Below are 18,758 nucleotides of genomic sequence, written 5' to 3' on the forward strand. Positions count from 1 at the left end.
AAGGTATTTTTCGATTAATAGCAATTTTTCGGGGAAGAAACTTTCGGGCGTTCCCTAATGGAAACAGTTACAAATAATTGAGCTGTCCGAGCGCTTTTTGAACGTCGATCTTACTGGCCAGGGTCTGGTAAAGGGCGTTGTAGTAATTGATGCGGGCAAGTCTCAGATCCGTTTCCGAGGTGACCACTTCCAGATAGGTTTTAATGCCGGATTTATATTGAAGCTGGATCACCTCATATACCTCGCGGGCCAGATCGACATTTTCTTTCTGGGCCAGTAAATTAGTCAGGTTGCCTTTGTAGTTGGCCAGTGCCGAGGAGTATTCGGAGTTGACATTGTTTTGTAACCCTTTGATATCCCAGTCAAGCCTTTTAACGGCCCATTCGGCAGCTTTCGTATTTGCTTTTCGTTTGCCGCCCTGATACAGGGGCAGGGAAAGTGTCAGTAAGCCAAAAGAGTTGGGATAGTTTTTACTATAAAGGTCAGTGAACTGGTTATTTTGGAAATTCAGGTTATAAGCCCCGTTCAGGGAAATGTTGGGCAGGTAGCTCCATTTGTTGTATTGGAGAGTGGCCTCGGCCAACTTTTTCTGCGTGGCAAGGATCTGGTATTCGACCCTTGCGGTAAAATCCACATTTTGCAAGGTATCCAGGGTAATCTCACGCTCCATCTGCAAGGTATCGTAGCTGATTGTCAATGCCTTCTGGCTGGGATATCCCATGAGCGATTTTAAGTATTCCAGTTTTGCTTTGAGGACCTCCTCGTTACTTTTTTTATTGGCCCGGGTGTTGTTTAGCGAAATGGTAGCCCGCTTGTAATCAATCTTGTCGGCAATGCCGGACTTATACTGATTTTCGGCGTCTTTCAGGCTTCGCTCTAATCTAACGATGTCTTCCTGGGCGACATCGATCTGCTGGGTGGTGGCCAGCACGTCGTAAAATGCTTTGGAGACGTTGACAGTCAGATCGGTTTTGTTGCTGGCAGTGTACTGGCTGGCAGAAAGCAAAACGTCTTTTCTGGTCTGATTGGCAAGCAGCACATCGCGGTTAAAAATCTGCTGAGACAAGGTGAACTGCGCCGCAGAAATGTTGCTTACCCCTAGTTTCACCGGATTTCCCGCGATAATGCTGGTTTGGACAATGAAGTTGTGCTGGAGGTTGTAATTAAAGTTGATTTGCGGATACCAGTCTGCAAGACGGCTTCGGATTTGATTTTCTGTGATCCGCTCATCGATGAGAGACTGCTGGATCACGGGCTGGTTTTTAATGGCGTACGTAACTACATCAGACAAGGTAGCCTGCTCCAAAACAGGAGCTTCATTTTTAGCCTCTTGAATTGCCTGGGAAAGAACAGGAAAACAAGAGAGCAGAAACAGGAATGCCGAGCCAAGTGCCAAACGCGTGATTTTTTGCGGCTTTGACCAATACTTCATGCAAAAATATTTTTTAGATAGGGAAATGGTGTTAATCCTGCCAGCGGGCAGGTGCGGCTTTGAATGCATTATTTTTGTAACAATCGGTGACAAATGAATTATAAAACACACTGTCCGGTTGCCCAATTGTATGTACTAAGGATGAAAAGGCGGCAATAGGTTCAATTTGCTCCCTAAAAAAGTAGCAAAATGATGCATAATCCTAAAAATATCTAAATTTTAAATGGAAAAGTGCTGACGCGCGGTTTTATTGTAAAACACAGTTTCAGGGCACCGACTCTGTATAGGCAGGGATCGTTGTTGGGGCTTGCGGCCACAACTTTTGAATGATCCAGGCAAAGACAATGACCAGCACGCAACCGATCAGGTTGAGCCATAGAAAGGCAGTCAGCTCTAAGTTAAAGCTGATGATCACAAAGATTTCGCCGGTGATGCTGGCCCAGAACACGGCCCGGCTTCCGATGTTTTTAAAATAAAACGCCACCAGGAAAATCCCGAGGATGACCCCGTAAAAAAGCGAGCCGAGAATGTTCACGGCCTCGATCATACTTCCCAGCCGGGAGGCGTATTGGGCTACGGCGATGCAGAAGATACCCCAAAAAAAAGTAGCCCAGCGGGAGGCTTTCAGGTAATCGTGATCTGAATTGTCCTTTCGAAGTATCCGCTTGTAAACATCGATCACCGAGCAGGAAGCAAGCGAGTTATAGGCACTGGCCACCGAGCCCATCGAAGCCAGCAGGATCACGGCAATCAAAAGCCCGACCATGCCTTTGGGCAGGTAGTCGATCACAAAGCGCAGAAATATGTAGTTGACATCGTTGGTATCCCCGCCATTCGCTTTGGAGAGCAGTTTTTGCGAATCCGAACGCAGGTCGCTGATTTTAGCCTCCATTTTTGATAAGACCCCTCGCGAGGCGTCAATGGCCGCCTGGTCGTTTCTTTTCAGGGCATCGGTGAGTGCAAGGACCTGCGGCCGTTTTTGGGCCTGGACCTTTTCATGTTGCTTTTCGAGCGCATGGTACTGGCTGGCATACGGGGTGGTTTTGATCTTATCAACAACCGTTTGATTAAAGAACAGGGGAGGAGTTGTAAACTGATAAAAAGCAAAAACCAGCACTCCCACCAGCAGGATCAGAAACTGCATCGGGATTTTTAGCAGCCCGTTCATGGCCAGCCCCAGCTTGCTTTGGCCCTGGGAGCTGCCGGTCAGAAAACGCCCGACCTGAGATTGGTCGGTACCAAAATAGGAGAGTTGCAGGAAAAACCCGCCGATGAGCCCGGACCAGACATTATAGCGGTTATTTAAATCAAATGTAAAATCAATCAGATTTACCTTTCCCATCTTGCCAGCTACATGCAGGGCGTCGGTGAAGGAAACCTGTTCGGGCAGGAATTTGACGACCATCACTCCGGCCACCACCATACCCACGGTGATGATGCCCATTTGCTGTAAATGCGTGTGGGACACGGCCTGCGAGCCGCCCCGGATGGTGTAAAGCATGACAATTCCTCCGGAAATGATGTTTGTCCAGGTGATGTCCCATCCTAAGATCGCCGAAAGGATCAGCGAGGGAGCATAAATGGAAAGCCCCGTTGAAAGCCCGCGTTGCAATAAAAACAGGAAAGAGGTGAGCGCGCGCGTGCGCAAGTCAAAGCGCCCTTCTAAAAATTCGTAGGCGGTAAATACCTTTAAGCGGCCAAACTTAGGCACAAACGTGACGCACAAAACCACCATCGCCAGCGGCAAGCCGAAATAGAACTGAACAAAACGCATTCCGTCCGTATAAGCCTGCCCGGGCGCGGATAAAAACGTGATGGCGCTTGCCTGGGTGGCCATGAGCGATAAGGTAACGTGATACCACGGCATGGACTGGCCGGCTAGTAAAAAGGAGTCCATCGTATGCTTTTCCCGGCTACGGTAAATCCCGTAAAAAACAACAAAGAGCAGGGTAAGAGAAAGTACAATCCAGTCCAGAGAGCTCATTGAAAATGGGTCATAAAGAAATAGAAGAGGACAATGAGAAGAGCCAGCGCTGCGATCATTACGATGTAAAGCTGTTTCCAGCTGCGCACAAATGGGGGCAAACCGTCACGGGGGAAACCCGGGTCCTGCGTACTGTTTTCTTTGGTGGTCATCAAAGGGTAGCGTTTGGCTGTCAGCCCAAAATTAGACGCTAATGCGTGGCTGGCAAAATTAGAACGGTATTTCTCTTGATTTCGCATATTGGAAGCTTCGCGCTGCGTTTGCTAAACAGGATACAACAGGCTAGTTAGCTAGTTAATAATTACTTATTTTCCCCAAATATTACAATGAAATTTAACTTTCCCGTCGTGAAAAAATACGTTGCGCTTTGTGTCGGAGCTTTGCTGGCGATGCATCAATTTGCTGCCGGCCAGCAGCTTCCACCCATTTTTGATAAAAGCTACCAGACTCAGAGGGATTCGCGCGTAAGGGACTACCTCACGGCCAGACGCATTGTGTGGACCTCCGATAAGACCGGAACCAGCGTGGTTAACGCGCAGAACCTGCTTAAAAAAGGCACCGGGCAAGCCGATCTGGTGCATAAGAATTTCTGTACGCTCATAAGTGACGACCAGGCAAGGCCGGGGATCGTTTTTGATTTTGGCAAGGAAATACAAGGCGGCATTCAGATCATTACCGATCAGCCTGCAAACCAAAAGCCGGTCCGGATCCGGGTACGTTTTGGAGAATCCGTCAGCGAGGCCATGTCGGAGATTGATACCATTCAGGGCGCCACCAACGATCATGCGATGCGCGACTTCACCATCGAAGTACCCTGGCTGGGTGCGATGCAGGTAGGCAATTCGGGTTTTCGATTCGTGCGCATTGATCTCATTGATGCTAACCGCGAGCTGCAATTAAAGGAAGTGAGAGCCATTTTCGAGTACCGCGACATTGCGTATCTGGGTTCTTTTAAAAGCAGTGATGAGCGGCTCAACCAGATCTGGAACACAGGTGCCTATACGGTGCATTTGAATATGCAGGAATACCTTTGGGATGGCATTAAACGTGACCGCCTGGTGTGGGTGGGGGATATGCACCCGGAGGTGATGACCATTAACACGGTTTTTGGAAAAAATGAGGTCGTGGCAAAAAGCCTGGACCAGGCCCGGGATATTACCCCGCTGCCGGGCTGGATGAATGGGATCAGTGCTTATTCGATGTGGTGGGTTCTCATTCACAGGGATTTATACAAAAATCAGGGAGATTTAGAGTACCTGCGCAAACAGCAAAAATACCTGGTGGCATTGCTTGATCTTTTAATGGAAAAAACCAAAGACAACAAAGAAAACCTGGACGGTACCCGCTTTCTGGACTGGCCATCGAGTGAAAACCCAAAAGGCATCCACGCGGGCCTGCATGCGATGATGGTCATGACCCTTCAGGCCGGTGCCGAGTTGTGCACCATTCTTGACGAGCCGGCCCAGGCTGCAAAATGCAAAAACGCCGCCGCGCAAATGAGCCTGTACGTGCCCGACATGAACGGCTCCAAGCAGGCAGCCGCACTGATGGCGCTGGCCGGACTGATCCCGGCCGAAAAAGCTAATGCAGAGGTGATCGCGATCGGGGACTGCGAGAACTTCTCGACCTTTTACGGCTATTATATGCTGGAGGCCAAAGCCAAAGCAAAAGATTATACCGGCGCATTAAACTGCATTCGCAGCTATTGGGGTGGCATGCTGGATATGGGGGCAACCACATTCTGGGAGGATTTTGATTTGAAGTGGACAAAAAATGCAGCTCCGATCGATGAACTGGTGCCTGCTGGAAAAGATGATATTCACGGGGATTTTGGTGCTTATTGTTATAAAAACCTTCGGCACAGCCTGTGCCACGGCTGGGCGTCGGGTCCTACTTCCTGGCTCACCGAGCATGTGCTCGGGGTGAGCGTGGTGGAAGCCGGCTGCAAAACCATCCGCGTGCAGGCCAACCTGGGCGATCTTGCCTGGGTGGAAGGGACCTATCCCACGCCGCTGGGCGTTGTTAAAATCCGTCATGAAAAACAGACTGACGGGACCGTTAAATCGATGATCGATGCTCCGAAAGGAGTGAAAGTATTGCGTTAAAAGTATTTTACTGAGCTATGCAAATCCCGTTACTGCTTTTGACTTTCCTTGCCAGTATGTCCAGCTCGATTGCCCAGGGTTTAAGCCCGTCCTACCTGCGCTGCGAGTATCATGAGAACCCGGTCACCGACGCGGCCTCTCCACGCCTGAGCTGGGAGCTGAACTCGCCGCAGACCAATCAGGTGCAAACCGCCTACCAGATCCTGGTAGCGCTCTCAGAGCAGGATCTAACCGAATCCAAAGCAGATTTGTGGAATTCAGGCAAGGTAAATCACCGGGCAACTTATCAGATAGCTTACGCGGGAAAACCATTAAAGTCCCGCCAGAGCTGTTACTGGAAAGTCAGAAGCTGGGATAAAAACGGGGTAGTGGGACCGTGGAGCAAGGCTAGCAGCTGGCAAATGGGCCTTCTTGCCAAATCAGAGTGGAAGGCCAGCTGGATTGGCCTTGACTTAGATCATCTTGGAAAAGGAAAAGTATACCATTTGCCGCCGGCACCGTACCTGAGAAAACAAATTCACGTTAAAGCTACCTTTAAAAAAGCGACACTGTATGTCACGGCGCTGGGCCTCTATGAATTTTCCATTAATGGTAACAAAATCGGTGACGCGTTTTTAACGCCCGGCTGGACCGATTACGACAAACGCGTTTACTACCAGAGCTATGATGTTACCTCCCAGCTCAGGGCCGGCGCGAATGCATTGGCCTCGCAGGTCTCTTACGGCTGGTACGCAGGGTATCTGGGCTATTCACTACTGGTTCAAAATCCGGTAGTACGGGCGTTTTATGGGAAAGTGCCTGTCCTAAAAGCCCAGTTGGAAGTCACCTATCAGGACGGATCCATGGAGACTTTTTTAACCGACCAAACCTGGAAGGCCAGTCAGGGCGCGCTGTTGGAATCCGACCTGCTAAACGGAGAAACGTATGACGCCCGGCTGGAACAAAACGGCTGGAATAAGGCCGACTTCGATGATAAAAGCTGGAAGCAAGCGCAGGTTTTTGAGGACCGGCCAGAAAGGAAAATACAGGTCTATCCCGGCCCTCCGGTGAGAGTGACTCAGACACTTCCAGTCCAATCGACTACAAAGCGGCCGGATGGCAGCTACATCATGGACATGGGGCAAAATTTTGCAGGGATCATCAGGCTCCATGTCAAAGGCGAGGCAGGGGACACGGTCCGGCTGCGGTTTGGGGAGAAGCTTTATCCCGACGGGAGGCTGATGACTGAGAACCTGAGAATGGCGCGCGCCACCGATACCTATATCGTAAAGGGAGATCCTCAGGGAGAAACCTGGGAGCCGAAGTTCACTTTTCATGGATTTCAGTTTGTGGAAATAAAAGGATTAAGATATAGGCCCGACAGCCAGACGCTGCTGGGTTTGGTCATCGGATCGGACACGCCCAAAACCGGCTCATTTGAAACCGACAATGCGATGGTCAATCAGCTTTACAGCAACATCGACTGGACCCAGCGGGCCAACTACATTGATATTCCAACCGATTGCCCCCAGCGCGATGAGCGCATTGGCTGGACGGGAGACGCGCAGGTGTACGCGAAATCAGCCACCTTCAACCGCGATGTCGCTTCCTTTTTTACCAAATGGGTCGTTGACCTCAACGATGGCCAGCGGGCCAATGGGGCTTATCCCCTGTACGCGCCCGCACCCGACCTTCGAAAAACCGATACTTTCTCGCCCGGATGGATGGAGGCAGGCATCATTTGCCCCTACCAGATTTACCGCGCGTACGCTGACACGAGAATGATCAGCGAAGGCTGGACGCACATGGTCCGGTTCATGGACTTTTTAGAAAAGAGAAGCAAAGGTGATTTCGTCTTTAAAGAAAACGCCTTTGCCGATCTCGACCCAAAAGGCGGTTATGGTGACTGGCTCTCTTTTGGTAAAAAAACGCCGCCAGACCTTCTGGCATCCTTTTACTATGCCTACTGCGCGGATTTGATGGCAGAAATGGCCCAAGCGATCGGAAACAAAAAAGATCAGCAGCGGTTTGCCCTGACATCGGCCAAAGCCCGCAAGGCAATCCTTGAACATTACACCGATTCCCAGGGCAGGTTTACATGCAACCAGAAAGCGTATGGAAATGGGGCCGGTTATGTAGACGGCGCGCTTGGTTTTACAGGAAACACGCAAACCGCTTACGCCAATGCGATTTACATGAATATCGTCGAGGAGAAAGCGATTAAAAAATCAGGAGCGTTTCTCTCTGAGCTCATCAAAGAAAACGGCAATAAACTAGCTACCGGCTTTCTTGGCGCAAAGCCCCTTCTTCCGGCATTATCGGTAAGCGGCCACCCGGATCTGGCTTACAAATTATTTTTAAGCAAAGAATTTCCCTCCTGGGGATTTGAAGTGGAGAACGGCTCGACGACCATCTGGGAGCGCTGGGACAGCTATACCAAGGAAGATGGCTTTAAGTATAATGCAGCCATGAACTCGTTTAGTCATTATGCGTTTGGCGCAGTTTGTGAATGGATGTTTGGGCACGCGGCCGGTATTAAAGCGACAAAACCGGGCTATGCCGAGTTTGATATCAGGCCTGAAATCGCCCCGAAAGGTATGGGCAAGGACGGGATAAACCACTTAAAGGCAAGTCTTAAAACGATCAACGGCTTAATCACCTCCGAGTGGGAAAGAAAAGAGGACCACTAGAAGTAAGAGTGACCGTTCCCACAAACACCGTCGCCAGAATCCACGTCCCTGCATCGCAGGCGGCTCAAATTCTAACCGGGGGCGAGCCTTTAAGCAAGACAAAGAAAGTCAAGGTGATTGGTAGTAAAGACGGGTACCAGGTTGTAGAGGTGGGCTCGGGTTTCTATGAGTTTGTTGTCAGATAGTTAATAAAGTCTCGATAAAATTTTTAACTTTTGGGCTTCAAAGCACGTAACTCAACGTTTAATTCGACCTTGTTAATGACATCTGCCAAAACCAGAATTTTAAATCCATTGACTTTTTTTTGCGCGACATTACTTCTTTTGGCCTTTGAAATCCCTGGCGTGCTCGCCCGGCCGGGTTTTCAGCAGGATACCACTTCCAAAACTACGCAGGGGAAAGCCTGGGTTGAACTGGCCGCTTACGGCTCGACAGCGTCAAGGACGCCTTTCTGGTTGCATGCCAATCAATGGGGGATCGTTCCGACCTCCGGTCAGCTGGGAAGCCTGAGATTGGGCGTTGAGGGGCGGGAAATCCTTAGCAAAGATACTTCTGCAAGTCTTAAATGGAGCCTTCCATACGGAGTCGAGCTTGTGGGAAACGCCAGCGAGCACAGCAAACTTTTAATTCCCCAGGCCTATGCAGGAATTGCTTTGGGCAGTTTTCAGCTGACCGTAGGCAGAAGAAAAAAGTATGTTGGCTTTAACGACCATGAGCTGGGAACGGGTTCGTATATGTGGTCGGGAAATGCACTTCCCGTGCCTCGAATCGAGCTTGCATTTGAGAATTATGTCCCTGTGATCCGTAATTTTTTGTATTTCAAAGGTTTTTATTCCGATGGCTGGCTGGGCAACAAGCGGCCTGTTACCAGTGAGTTAAAGCTTCATAACAAAGGATTATTTGTAAGGTTAGGAAGGCCAAACGGCAAAGTGAAATTACACGGAGGCTTCAATCACGCGGTGCAATGGGGCGGGAAGAGCCCGTATTTTACCGAGAACGGACAAATGCCCAGGGGATTAGATAAATACTGGTATGTGGTATCGGGGTTTAAGCCCTTGAAACTAAAAGACATTTCTGATTTTGATCGGACCAACCGGATCGGAAATCATGTCGCAAGTCTTGACGCGGCACTGGAACTTGATTTTGAATCGGTAAATGTGATGCTCTATCGGCAAAATTTGGTCGAAGACGGTTCATTATTTTACCTCAATAACGTGAAGGACGGGCTTAATGGAGTGAGCTTTACAATGAAAAACGGGGAAGGCAAGGTATTTTCACTGGATAAGCTGACACTGGAATTGCTTTACACAAAAAGCCAGGGAGGCAGTGTGGTTGACAGTACGCACATCCGCGGCAAAGACGACTATTTCAATAACGCGCAGGTAAGGGACGGCTGGTCCTATTTTGGCCGTGGACTCGGCACGCCATTCATTACAGCCGGCACGGAAAACAACTGGCCGGGATATGCGGATTTTTTTACAAATAACAACCGCGTGTGGGTAATACACACAGGCATGATAGGAAGGCTAAATGATGCCACCTGGACGACGAAGTTATCGCTTTCAAGTAATCAGGGGACTTACGATCAGCCGCTTCCGGGAAAGATATACCAGTTTTCAGGGATTGTTGAACTATCAAAACCCGTCAGATGGTTTAGTGGCTCCACACTTAAGGGAGCCATTTCCCTCGATCAGGGTAAGCTATTTGATAACGCATTTGGAGCGATGTTGTCCATCCGTAAAAACATCGCTTTTTAAGCCATGAAACGCTAAACAAGGCGGTTAATACAAATTCCAAGGCTATCTCTCCAATAAGGGATGGAAATTCCGAAAGCTGACTTGATTTTGGTTTTATCCATCACAGAGTAGGCGGGGCGAACAGCCTTCGTTATATACTCGGAAGTTTTCACGGGAACAAGCGTTACCGGGGTTTCGCTAATGTCGAATACCGCTTTTGCGAAATCGTACCAGGAAGTCACGCCCTCGTTGCTGTAATGGTAGATTCCATATGCTCTACTTCCGGATTCAATGATATCCAAAATCGCTCCTGCTAAATCAATTGCGTAAGTAGGAGAACCTACCTGATCGACAATCACGCCGAGCTGATCCCTTTCTCTGCCCAATCGCAACATCGTTTTAACAAAGTTGTTGCCATACTCCGAATATAGCCAACTAGTACGCAAGATAAAATGCTCTGGCAGCATTTCGGCAATGGCTATTTCCCCCTCCAATTTCGTCAGACCATAGATATTTTCAGGTTCTGTGCTATCGGCCTCTGATAGCAAGCCTGTCACGTTCCCTTTAAAAACGAAATCCGTACTAATGTGAACAAGTGCAGCGCCATGTTTTTTGCAAGCCGCTGCTACGTTGGCAGCGCCATCCCGATTTACTTTTCGGCAAATATCCTGATCATCCTCTGCTTTGTCAACTGCTGTATAGGCAGCGCAGTTAATGACGTATTCCGGTTTTTCATGGGCAAGCAGGGTCTCCAAAGCTTCAATATCAAGGATATTGCCCGCTTCTTCTGTTGGAAAGGAAATGTCTGTAATATTTCTTTCTGTGGATACTTTTTTGAGGCAACTTCCTAATTGGCCGGACCCTCCGAGAACTACGATTTTCATTGAGTTTTAAGCTTAATTAATAATGAATGTCAAAGATAGACGAACGAGGTCTAACCTATTAAAAAAGCCTGGACAAAATGCCAGGCTGTAAAGCTTTAGGGATAAGTAAGAGACAGGATTATTGACCTCTGCCAAGGACCATTACCTGAAGCGTCCGGAAAATAAGTCTTACGTCATCAAATACACTATAGGATTTAAGGTATTGCAGATCGTACTTTAAGCGCTCGACATTTTTTGCCATTGTATCTGCGTAGCCGACCGTAATTTGCCCGATGGAAGTAATACCTGGCTTTACAGTCAAAAGTCTCTGGAACTCGTGAGGCTCGGCCTCCATAAGCATATCCACATCGTATTTGAATAGCGGACGCGGTCCAACTACGGACATTTCTCCTTTTAGCACATTGATGAATTGTGGCAATTCGTCCAGTCTAGATTTCCTAAGAATGCGGCCAATCGGCGTTATCCGGGGATCATCGTCTCCCTGAGAATGCTTGAGACCCATTTTGTCTGCATCCACATACATGCTCCGAAACTTATATATGTCAAACATTTCTCCCCATCGGCCAGAACGCTTCTGTTTAAAGAAAACGGGTCCGGGCGATGTTATCTTAATAGCCAGAAAAACAAGCAGGAAGACCGGAGCTCCCAAAACCATAACAACAATTGAAAAAACTAAATCAAAAGCCCTCTTCGCGGTCTGCTCGTTAAAGCTTGAAAACGGTTTCGTGTTAACCTGAATAATGGGATACATATCGTGATACTCGATTGTGGCCATATTGGTCATAAAACCGCGAAAGTCGGGAACAAGCCGGATCTGAGTTCGTTGTCGCTCGCCCATTTTGATGATCTCGCGAACCTGATCGTCACTTAGTTCATTTAAGCAGCAGTATACATAGTCGAGTTGTTTGGCTCTCACAAAAGCTTCCAGCGCAAAAACTGGGTTATCCTGCTGTTCTAATTGAAACATGCCGTAATAACGATATCCAAGCTCTTTTCTTTCTCCATAAAATTCACGGATCAGTGACGCAAGATCTCCTTTACCAACGATTGCAAAACGGTTGTAATTATAACCTGCTTGCCTGTAAAGTTTTAAGAAAAGTATCGCTGCTGCTCTTGACATTGTGGACATCATCATGAATAGTCCGTAGGTCAAAAGAAATTGGTAACGGCTGTAGTCCTCACCTTGTTTACTGAGATACAAAAAGGCCATAATCACAGCAGCATGAATTATCACTGCCTTGAAAAATTTCGCAAGTTGAGTGTTGAAATGGTAGGAGAGCCGGGAAAACTGGTAGGTTTTGAGAATGTGTATCGTAAGTATCCAAACTAAATTGGCGACCAGTAGCAAATTCACGTACTGGTTCTTGAATAAGTCAGAAAACCCATCAAATCGAAGAAGATATGCTGAAATAAAGGAAATATTAAGCAGAATAATGTCGACCCATAAATGAGCCTTAGGTAGAAGTCCGGGGTAGTGATTTTTCATTTTCGACGTTGAGTTGTAGTAAGTATGTCGAGTATATTAGCTTGTCGTCAATACCAACTTTACACTTTACAAGTATAGCGTAAATGTTTAAATAATTTAGCTATGATAAGTAATAAATTGACGTCAAGTTTATAAATAAAGCACAAGTGGCCCTTTCGGATGGTTATGGAAGCATTTTATATAATAACAGGTTATAGCTAACATTGGAAAAATCCTAAAATTTTGTTGACTTTTTGATTTATTTTCTTCATTTGGCAAATATGGGTTGGATAGCCGATGGACCTTTCATATTTGACTTAAGGTTGATGGACTAGGACAACAAATATTACTTGGTGACTTGTTACCCCTCTACAAATTTATGTCTACAGCACGCTTTTTTTCTTTTGATTGAGAGAACAGCCTTAAACTTCGACGAATTTTGAAGTACACTTCCATACCGAGTAACGATTGTCACAAATGTTCGAAGTCTATAATCTTAAGTGTTGTAATTGCCCGCTTTTAAAAGACTAATCATACTCCTTTTGTGCAAAAGGAATTGACTGCAGTGCTCATTGATTCTAAGGAGCAAGAACGAACCTCATGACGACGGAACAGTCAATTTACCTCCTACTTTGTCACCGCTTTCTTTGGCAATAGAGCTGCTAACTCAGAATGCATCAGCCATTGAATGCCTCTAACGCTACGACAACCAATTCCAATTAAACAATTTTTGTAGAATTAATTTGTATATATGAAGTCATATTTCTATATATTTGCAAATGAATATAGTATTATTTTATTTGATATAACGATTTTAATTAAACTTAATTCTATGTTTCGAGTAGAATGCTCGTGTCGCGGAGTTGAGTGAACTGCAACGATTGATAATACTGTAATTAGAACTAGCCTCGTTATGGCATTTTTAGACACGTATAATACCCCATTAAATGCCTCGGCTGCGGCGCACCTGCTTAGAAGGGCGACGTTTGGCCCTACTCGTGCAGAAATTGAAAGTTTCACTGGTAAGACTGCTATACAGGCAGTTGATATTTTGATTAGCAATGTTTCTTACCGTGCCAGTCCGCCGCCACCAGTAGAGATGAACGCTAGCAGAAGTGATGCCGGGTTACCTTTTCTCAACAATCCGCTGACAGCGAATCCAGTCCTTAATTATGATTATTCCAATTATATCAAATTTTGGTGGATAGGATTAATGGCAGAGCAAAATGGACGTCCTTCGGTATTGGAAAAGCTAACAGCGTTCTGGCAGAATCATTTTGTAGTAATTTACTCTGCAGTCCAGGATTATCGCTTCATAGACAGATATTTGAGACTTTTACGGTCTAACGCACTCGGAAACTTCCGAGAATTGGCTACAGCTGTTAGCAAGGATCCTGCAATGCTCATATTTCAAAATGGAAATGAGAGTACCAAGGAGCATCCCAACGAGAACTATGCAAGAGAACTCCAGGAGATTTTTACGGTTGGACAAAAGGACTTTTATGGTAATCACAATTACACCGAGCAGGATGTCAAAGCTGCTGCACAAGTATTAACTGGTTGGCAGGCTAAGAATCTAAGGAAGGCTGGTACAACTCAGATAGAAACGGTTTTTACTCCTGATAGACATGATTCCTCTGATAAAACATTTTCTTCCAAATATAGTAATGCCGTAGTCACTGGAAGGTCCGGTTCTATGGCAGGCGATGAAGAACTTGCAGATTTAATTGCGATGTTATTGGGACACCCGGAATGTCCGAAATTCATTTGTAGGAAATTGTACCGTTGGTACGTAAATCCCAATGTGACACAGGAAATAGAGGATGGAGTGATTGTTCCGCTTGCTTCATTTTTCGCGAGCGCCTCCAATAACTTTGAAATAGGACCGGTAATTAAAAAGCTTTTGAGCAGTAATGTATTTTTTGATACGAGTAATGTAGGAGCCATTATTAAGTCACCTGCAGAACTAATGATTGGTACGGTTCGATTTTTTGATGTGCCGGTTCCGGACTTAACTACTCAGTACGTGTACTTTGAAAAGCTGACTCGCTTTTTAAATGATAGTATGAAGTTGCTTCAGCTCGAATTGCTTGATCAACCGACTGTGTTTGGCTCACCGGCTTACTTTCAGACAGGTTATTCAAAAAACTGGATAAATGAAACAACGATCGGAATACGCGGTAAACGTACCGACACGCTTGTTGCATCAAATGTTGAAGTGAAAGCTGGTGAGCTGATGGGGGTTGACATTTTTGGACGACTCAAAAAAATACAGCCTAATTTTTCAGATGTAGCAGGAACCCCTGCGATTACTTGTGAACAAGTATTGGACGAATTTTTAAGAAATCTCTTTGCAGTTGACATTTCTCAATCGCAGAAAGACTTTTTGATTGACTCCATTATGATGATGAATAGTAGTCCCAGAAGTACGTGGATGAAGGAATGGGACTATTATAGGTCTGCCCCTAATGACACTTCCAAACAAGCCGCCATCATATGGAGGTGCCGCGCGTTGCTGAGGTTTATGTTGAGGATGGCCGAGTATCAAATATTTTAATGTCAGATATTAATGAAAAGACGAGATTTTATATCTGCAGCATCTTCAATGATGGTTCCTTTGATGCTGGATGGTTTTGGTATCAAATCCTTTGCAAAAGGATCAACATTGGTTCAGTCCTTAAGACAGACTGCGGCACTCAACAGCGACCGTGTACTTGTCATGATTTATCTGGCTGGGGGCAATGACGGCTTAAATACGGTCATTCCACTCGAGCATTACTCAAAATACTATGACCTTAGAAGTAATATAGCTATCCCCGAGACAAGTGTCCTAAAACTTGCAGGTGCCCCTGAAACTGGTTTTCATCCAGTAATGACGGGAATGCGGTCGTTGTATGACGAAGGGAAATTGGCTGTAATTAACTCCGTTTCCTATCCTAATCCAGATCAATCGCATTACAGATCTACTGATATCTGGATGACCGGAGTAGATTCGAATCAATATGCTACGTCCGGCTGGGCCGGACGATATTTGAATGATCGCTATGCGGGTTATCCTGTAAATTATCCGAATAGTGAAATGGAAGATCCGTTAGCTATCCAGATAGGCCAGATCAGTACAACAGCGTTGCTAGGAAACAGCCAAGGAATGGGCGTCACCATCCAGGATCCTAATGCATTTTATCAACTAATTGGTGAAGGTACTGCCAGGGTAGATACGTCTTTGCCATGTTGTGATGCGGGAGACCTGCTAGCGTATATTAGAGAGAAGCAAGTACTTGCAGTTGGATACGCCGCTGAGATAAAGGCAGCAGCCGATGCGGGCACGAACTTAGCGGCCTATCCAGATGCATCGATGAATAACGAGCTTGCTGACAGGTTGAAAATTGTAGCGCGATTGATCCATGGTGGGCTGAAATCGAAGATATATTATGTGGAGCTCGGCGGATTCGATACCCACTCGGGCCAAGTCGGCTCTACAAGTGTGGAGGGAACACATGCTGAGCTTTTAAAAAAATTATCCGATGGGATTGCAGCTTTTCAGAATGATCTGAAACTTCAGGGTATAGAAGATAAAGTACTGGGAATGACATTTTCTGACTTTGGGAGGAGAGCAACTTCTAACGCCTCCAAAGGAACAGATCATGGCATCGGTGCACCAATGTTCGTGTTTGGGACCGGGATAAAAAGGCAGATGATTGGAACTAACCCCGATTTGGTAAATGGACTTTTGCCCGAACTTCCAACAGTTGGCGTTAGCAACCGCGACATTAAAATGCAAATTGATTTTCGCAGGGTTTATGGAGACGTACTCAATGATTGGTTTGGAACAGCCAATTCGAAAACGGACCAGATCTTGTTTAAAGATTTCAAGACTACATCTCTATTTTCCGATGTCGTACAAAGCATTTCTTCGGGTTCCTGGGCAAATCCCGAGATCTGGTCGAACGGACGCGTTCCCACTGCTTTGACACAGATTAAGATCAATTCCGGGCATATCGTGGAAGTAGGGCAGAATATAACAGCCAAGGAACTTAAAATTGATGCGGGAGGCAAGCTTAAGTTTTTAGGAGACTATGGCGTCAAGATTGCAGGATAACTGTGAGAGATTATTGCTAGAAGCATTTTAGAAATGAGAGTTGAGATAGCTCTACTTATCGTTTCGCGTATATATGTAAGAGTTCGGTGAATTTGTTTTTATAAAAGCTAGATGAAGAAGTATTACAGAATAGCTATCGCGGCTTGTATCTTTCTTTCGGTTGCTATTACAAGCTTTGCGCAAGGCATTGTATATGGCGTAAGGTCCGGTTCAAAAGGTATTGTAAGTTTTTCCGCATCCTCAAAACTAACGGGAATCGGAAACGCCAAGCATGTGGACGGTTATGTTGAAAAAAACGGTAGTGGATCATTTGTCTTCCCGGTGGGTCATAAAGGAATGTACCGGCCTTTTGCAGCAGAATCGGACGGTATCCTCGGAGCTTATTTTCGAGAAAATCCGACAACAGCCTCGTTGCCTAGTGGGGGGCCATTTACAACAACAAACAAAGAAGGGACGCTAAAAAAGGTCGGTACGACCGAGTTCTGGGATATTGACGGAACAAATGCTTCTAGAATTACTCTAACATGGAATGCCAATAGTAATGTTGGAATTCTTACCGGTAATTCGCTGTCTTTTTTGACGATTGTAGGTTGGAATAAAAGTGCCTCAAGGTGGGAGAAAATTGTTTCCGTAGTTGATGAACTTTCTCTACTGGGAGGTAACAGCACAACGAGCTCTGGTTCGATAACAACTACTCAGAATATTGTTCCGAATACTTACAGCATTTATACCCTGGCCGCATCAACAGCGGCTTCAGCGCCTGTGGATTATCAAGGAGCTCTGGAAGCTGTGTCATGCACGGAAATAAGGGGCTGGGTTTGGGACAAAAACTACCCGGACGCAACACTGACAGTTGAATTAGTGGAAGGAAATACGGTACACGCGACCGCCACAGGGAAAGAATTTAGACAAGATCTCAAAATCAACGGAATCGGTACCGGTAACTATGGTTTTGTTATATCAACACCTGCAAGTCTAATGGATGGTAAAATCCACCAGCTGAGCATTCGTGTAAAAGGTAGTTCGGTTATTTTGTCAGGGTCACCCCAAAGCTTGAATTGCTCTTATGGAGGTGATTTTGAAGGTGCCGATTGTTATACGCTTAAGGGTTGGGTTTGGGACAAGAACAGTCCGAACACTCCGCTCACCGTCGAACTAAGGGAAGGTAATATTATTCACGCTATCACAGTTGCAAATGTTTACAGGGCTGACCTGAAAGACAGTGGTATCGGCACGGGAAAATATGGCTTCAATATTCCTGCGCCTGCGACACTTAAGGATGGAAAATCACATCAACTGACAATTAAAACAAAAGATGTAAACTACCGTGTGGAGCCTTCCCGCACCGTAAATTGTCCCTTGAACGACTATTTTGGTCGTTTCGCGCTAGACTGCGACTATGTTCAAGGCTGGGCTTGGGACAAGAATTATCCCAATAATGCAGTTACTGTCGAGGTTTATGAAGGCAATATCGTCCATGCAACATTCGTGGCGAACGCGTACTTGGAAGATCTGAAAAACAACGGGACCGGCACTGGTAACTATGGTTTTAAAATTCCTACTCCATTGAGTCTTAAAGACGGAAAATCCCATCAATTGAATATCCGTGTTAAGGGAAATAACACAGCTTTGTCAGCTCCTCAGACTGTAACTTGTGCGGTCAATCAGTATGCTGGCCGTTTTGGAGGAGTAGACTGCAACTATATCCAGGGATGGGCTTGGGATAAAAACGCGCCCGATGCCGCAATGACTGTGGAGGTTTTTGAGGGAAGTACTGTTTACGCGACTGCCGTGGCGGATATTTACCGGGAAGATGTGAAGAATAGTGGCATTGGTACCGGTAATTATGGTTTTAAAATTGCCACACCTTTAAGTCTTAAGGATGGCAAGGCCCATCATCTGAATGTGCGGATCAAAGGAACTAGCACAATTTTACTGGATTCCCCCAAAAGCGTAACCTGCGTTGCCAACCAGTACGCCGGCCGCTTCAATGGGGCGGATTGCAGCTTTATTCTGGGCTGGGCGTGGGATAAAAACTTCCCTGACACCGCAGTTACTGTGGAGGTTTATGAAGGTAATATGGTATACGCGACAGCGGTAGCAAATATTTATCGAGAAGATGTAAAGGTCAGTGGTATTGGTACCGGTAATTATGGCTTTAAAATAGCTACTCCTGCAAGTCTTCGGGATGGCAAAGCCCATTCATTGAGTGTGCGGGTTAAAGGAAGTACGACCGTACTTTTAGACTCTCCAAAGATTATAACTTGCGCTGCCAACGAGTATGCTGGCCGTCTCAAAGGAGCGGACTGCGACTATATCCAAGGTTGGGCTTGGGATAAAAATGCTCCTGATGGTGCAGTTACGGTGGAGGTTTATGAAGGCAG

At 46.3% G+C, this 18,758-nt stretch carries 11 protein-coding genes and 1 pseudogene; 7 read left to right on the forward strand and 5 right to left on the reverse strand.

The genetic code is table 11. The annotated features are described in order from the left end of the window. Positions 1-67: 67 nt before the first annotated feature. The 3 genes from LZG72_RS26015 to LZG72_RS26025 form a co-directional block, all read right to left on the reverse strand. Positions 68-1,432, reverse strand: coding sequence for a TolC family protein (locus tag LZG72_RS26015; protein ID WP_233878074.1), 1,365 nt, complete (start codon positions 1,430-1,432; stop codon positions 68-70). A gap of 265 nt (positions 1,433-1,697) precedes the next feature. Beyond that, complete coding sequence (locus tag LZG72_RS26020) at positions 1,698-3,416, reverse strand: sodium:solute symporter (protein WP_233878075.1); 1,719 nt, start codon at positions 3,414-3,416, stop codon at positions 1,698-1,700. Beyond that, positions 3,413-3,655, reverse strand: coding sequence for a hypothetical protein (locus tag LZG72_RS26025; protein ID WP_233878076.1), 243 nt, complete (start codon positions 3,653-3,655; stop codon positions 3,413-3,415). Before LZG72_RS26025 ends, LZG72_RS26020 begins: the two co-directional genes overlap by 4 nt. A 108-nt stretch (positions 3,656-3,763) precedes the next feature. Here LZG72_RS26025 and LZG72_RS26030 point away from each other — a divergent pair, with 108 nt between their 5' ends. The 4 genes from LZG72_RS26030 to LZG72_RS26045 all read left to right on the forward strand — a co-directional run bounded on the left by LZG72_RS26030 (position 3,764) and on the right by LZG72_RS26045 (position 9,947). Continuing rightward, positions 3,764-5,521, forward strand: coding sequence for an alpha-L-rhamnosidase C-terminal domain-containing protein (locus LZG72_RS26030; protein WP_233878077.1), 1,758 nt, complete (start codon positions 3,764-3,766; stop codon positions 5,519-5,521). A gap of 17 nt (positions 5,522-5,538) precedes the next feature. Next, the gene (locus tag LZG72_RS26035; protein ID WP_233878078.1) at positions 5,539-8,190 is read left to right on the forward strand and encodes an alpha-L-rhamnosidase; all 2,652 of its coding nucleotides are present in this window, start codon (positions 5,539-5,541) and stop codon (positions 8,188-8,190) included. An 8-nt stretch (positions 8,191-8,198) separates the two neighbouring features. Beyond that, positions 8,199-8,375 (forward strand): hypothetical protein, encoded by a 177-nt coding sequence (locus tag LZG72_RS26040; protein WP_233878079.1) that lies wholly within the window; start codon positions 8,199-8,201, stop codon positions 8,373-8,375. A 75-nt stretch (positions 8,376-8,450) separates the two neighbouring features. Continuing rightward, positions 8,451-9,947: a capsule assembly Wzi family protein gene (locus tag LZG72_RS26045; RefSeq protein ID WP_233878080.1), complete on the forward strand. Its 1,497-nt coding sequence runs from the start codon at positions 8,451-8,453 to the stop codon at positions 9,945-9,947. Between the two features lie 11 nt (positions 9,948-9,958). On the opposite strand, the gene rfbD is transcribed toward LZG72_RS26045, so the two are convergent. Both rfbD and LZG72_RS26055 read right to left on the reverse strand, forming a co-directional pair. Then, on the reverse strand, positions 9,959-10,810 hold the full coding sequence (gene rfbD / locus LZG72_RS26050; protein WP_233878081.1) for a dTDP-4-dehydrorhamnose reductase: 852 nt from the start codon (positions 10,808-10,810) through the stop codon (positions 9,959-9,961). Between the two features lie 118 nt (positions 10,811-10,928). Beyond that, positions 10,929-12,296 carry a sugar transferase gene (locus LZG72_RS26055; protein ID WP_233878082.1) on the reverse strand — a complete coding sequence of 456 codons (1,368 nt, stop codon included), beginning with the start codon at positions 12,294-12,296 and terminating at the stop codon, positions 10,929-10,931. Positions 12,297-13,188: 892 nt separating this feature from the next. Here LZG72_RS26055 and LZG72_RS26060 point away from each other — a divergent pair. The 3 genes and pseudogenes from LZG72_RS26060 to LZG72_RS26070 all read left to right on the forward strand — a co-directional run. Further along, entirely contained in the window at positions 13,189-14,832 is a 1,644-nt protein-coding gene (locus tag LZG72_RS26060) for a DUF1800 family protein (RefSeq protein WP_233878083.1), read from the forward strand. Between the two features lie 48 nt (positions 14,833-14,880). Next, positions 14,881-16,374: a DUF1501 domain-containing protein gene (locus LZG72_RS26065; RefSeq protein ID WP_233878084.1), complete on the forward strand. Its 1,494-nt coding sequence runs from the start codon at positions 14,881-14,883 to the stop codon at positions 16,372-16,374. Between the two features lie 111 nt (positions 16,375-16,485). After that, a pseudogene (locus tag LZG72_RS26070) lies at positions 16,486-18,758 on the forward strand (T9SS C-terminal target domain-containing protein); the annotation flags it as partial.

It is taken from the genome of Dyadobacter sp. CY323, assembly GCF_021390245.1.
Taxonomy (GTDB): Bacteria; Bacteroidota; Bacteroidia; order Cytophagales; family Spirosomataceae; genus Dyadobacter.

Coding starts and splice junctions, on each gene's coding strand:
- LZG72_RS26015 (WP_233878074.1), bottom strand. CDS start 1,432: ATGAAGTATTGGTCAAAGCCGCAAAAAATCACGCGTTTGGCACTTGGC.
- LZG72_RS26020 (WP_233878075.1), bottom strand. CDS start 3,416: ATGAGCTCTCTGGACTGGATTGTACTTTCTCTTACCCTGCTCTTTGTT.
- LZG72_RS26025 (WP_233878076.1), bottom strand. CDS start 3,655: ATGCGAAATCAAGAGAAATACCGTTCTAATTTTGCCAGCCACGCATTA.
- LZG72_RS26035 (WP_233878078.1), top strand. CDS start 5,539: ATGCAAATCCCGTTACTGCTTTTGACTTTCCTTGCCAGTATGTCCAGC.
- LZG72_RS26045 (WP_233878080.1), top strand. CDS start 8,451: ATGACATCTGCCAAAACCAGAATTTTAAATCCATTGACTTTTTTTTGC.
- rfbD (WP_233878081.1), bottom strand. CDS start 10,810: ATGAAAATCGTAGTTCTCGGAGGGTCCGGCCAATTAGGAAGTTGCCTC.
- LZG72_RS26055 (WP_233878082.1), bottom strand. CDS start 12,296: ATGAAAAATCACTACCCCGGACTTCTACCTAAGGCTCATTTATGGGTC.
- LZG72_RS26060 (WP_233878083.1), top strand. CDS start 13,189: ATGGCATTTTTAGACACGTATAATACCCCATTAAATGCCTCGGCTGCG.
- LZG72_RS26065 (WP_233878084.1), top strand. CDS start 14,881: ATGATGGTTCCTTTGATGCTGGATGGTTTTGGTATCAAATCCTTTGCA.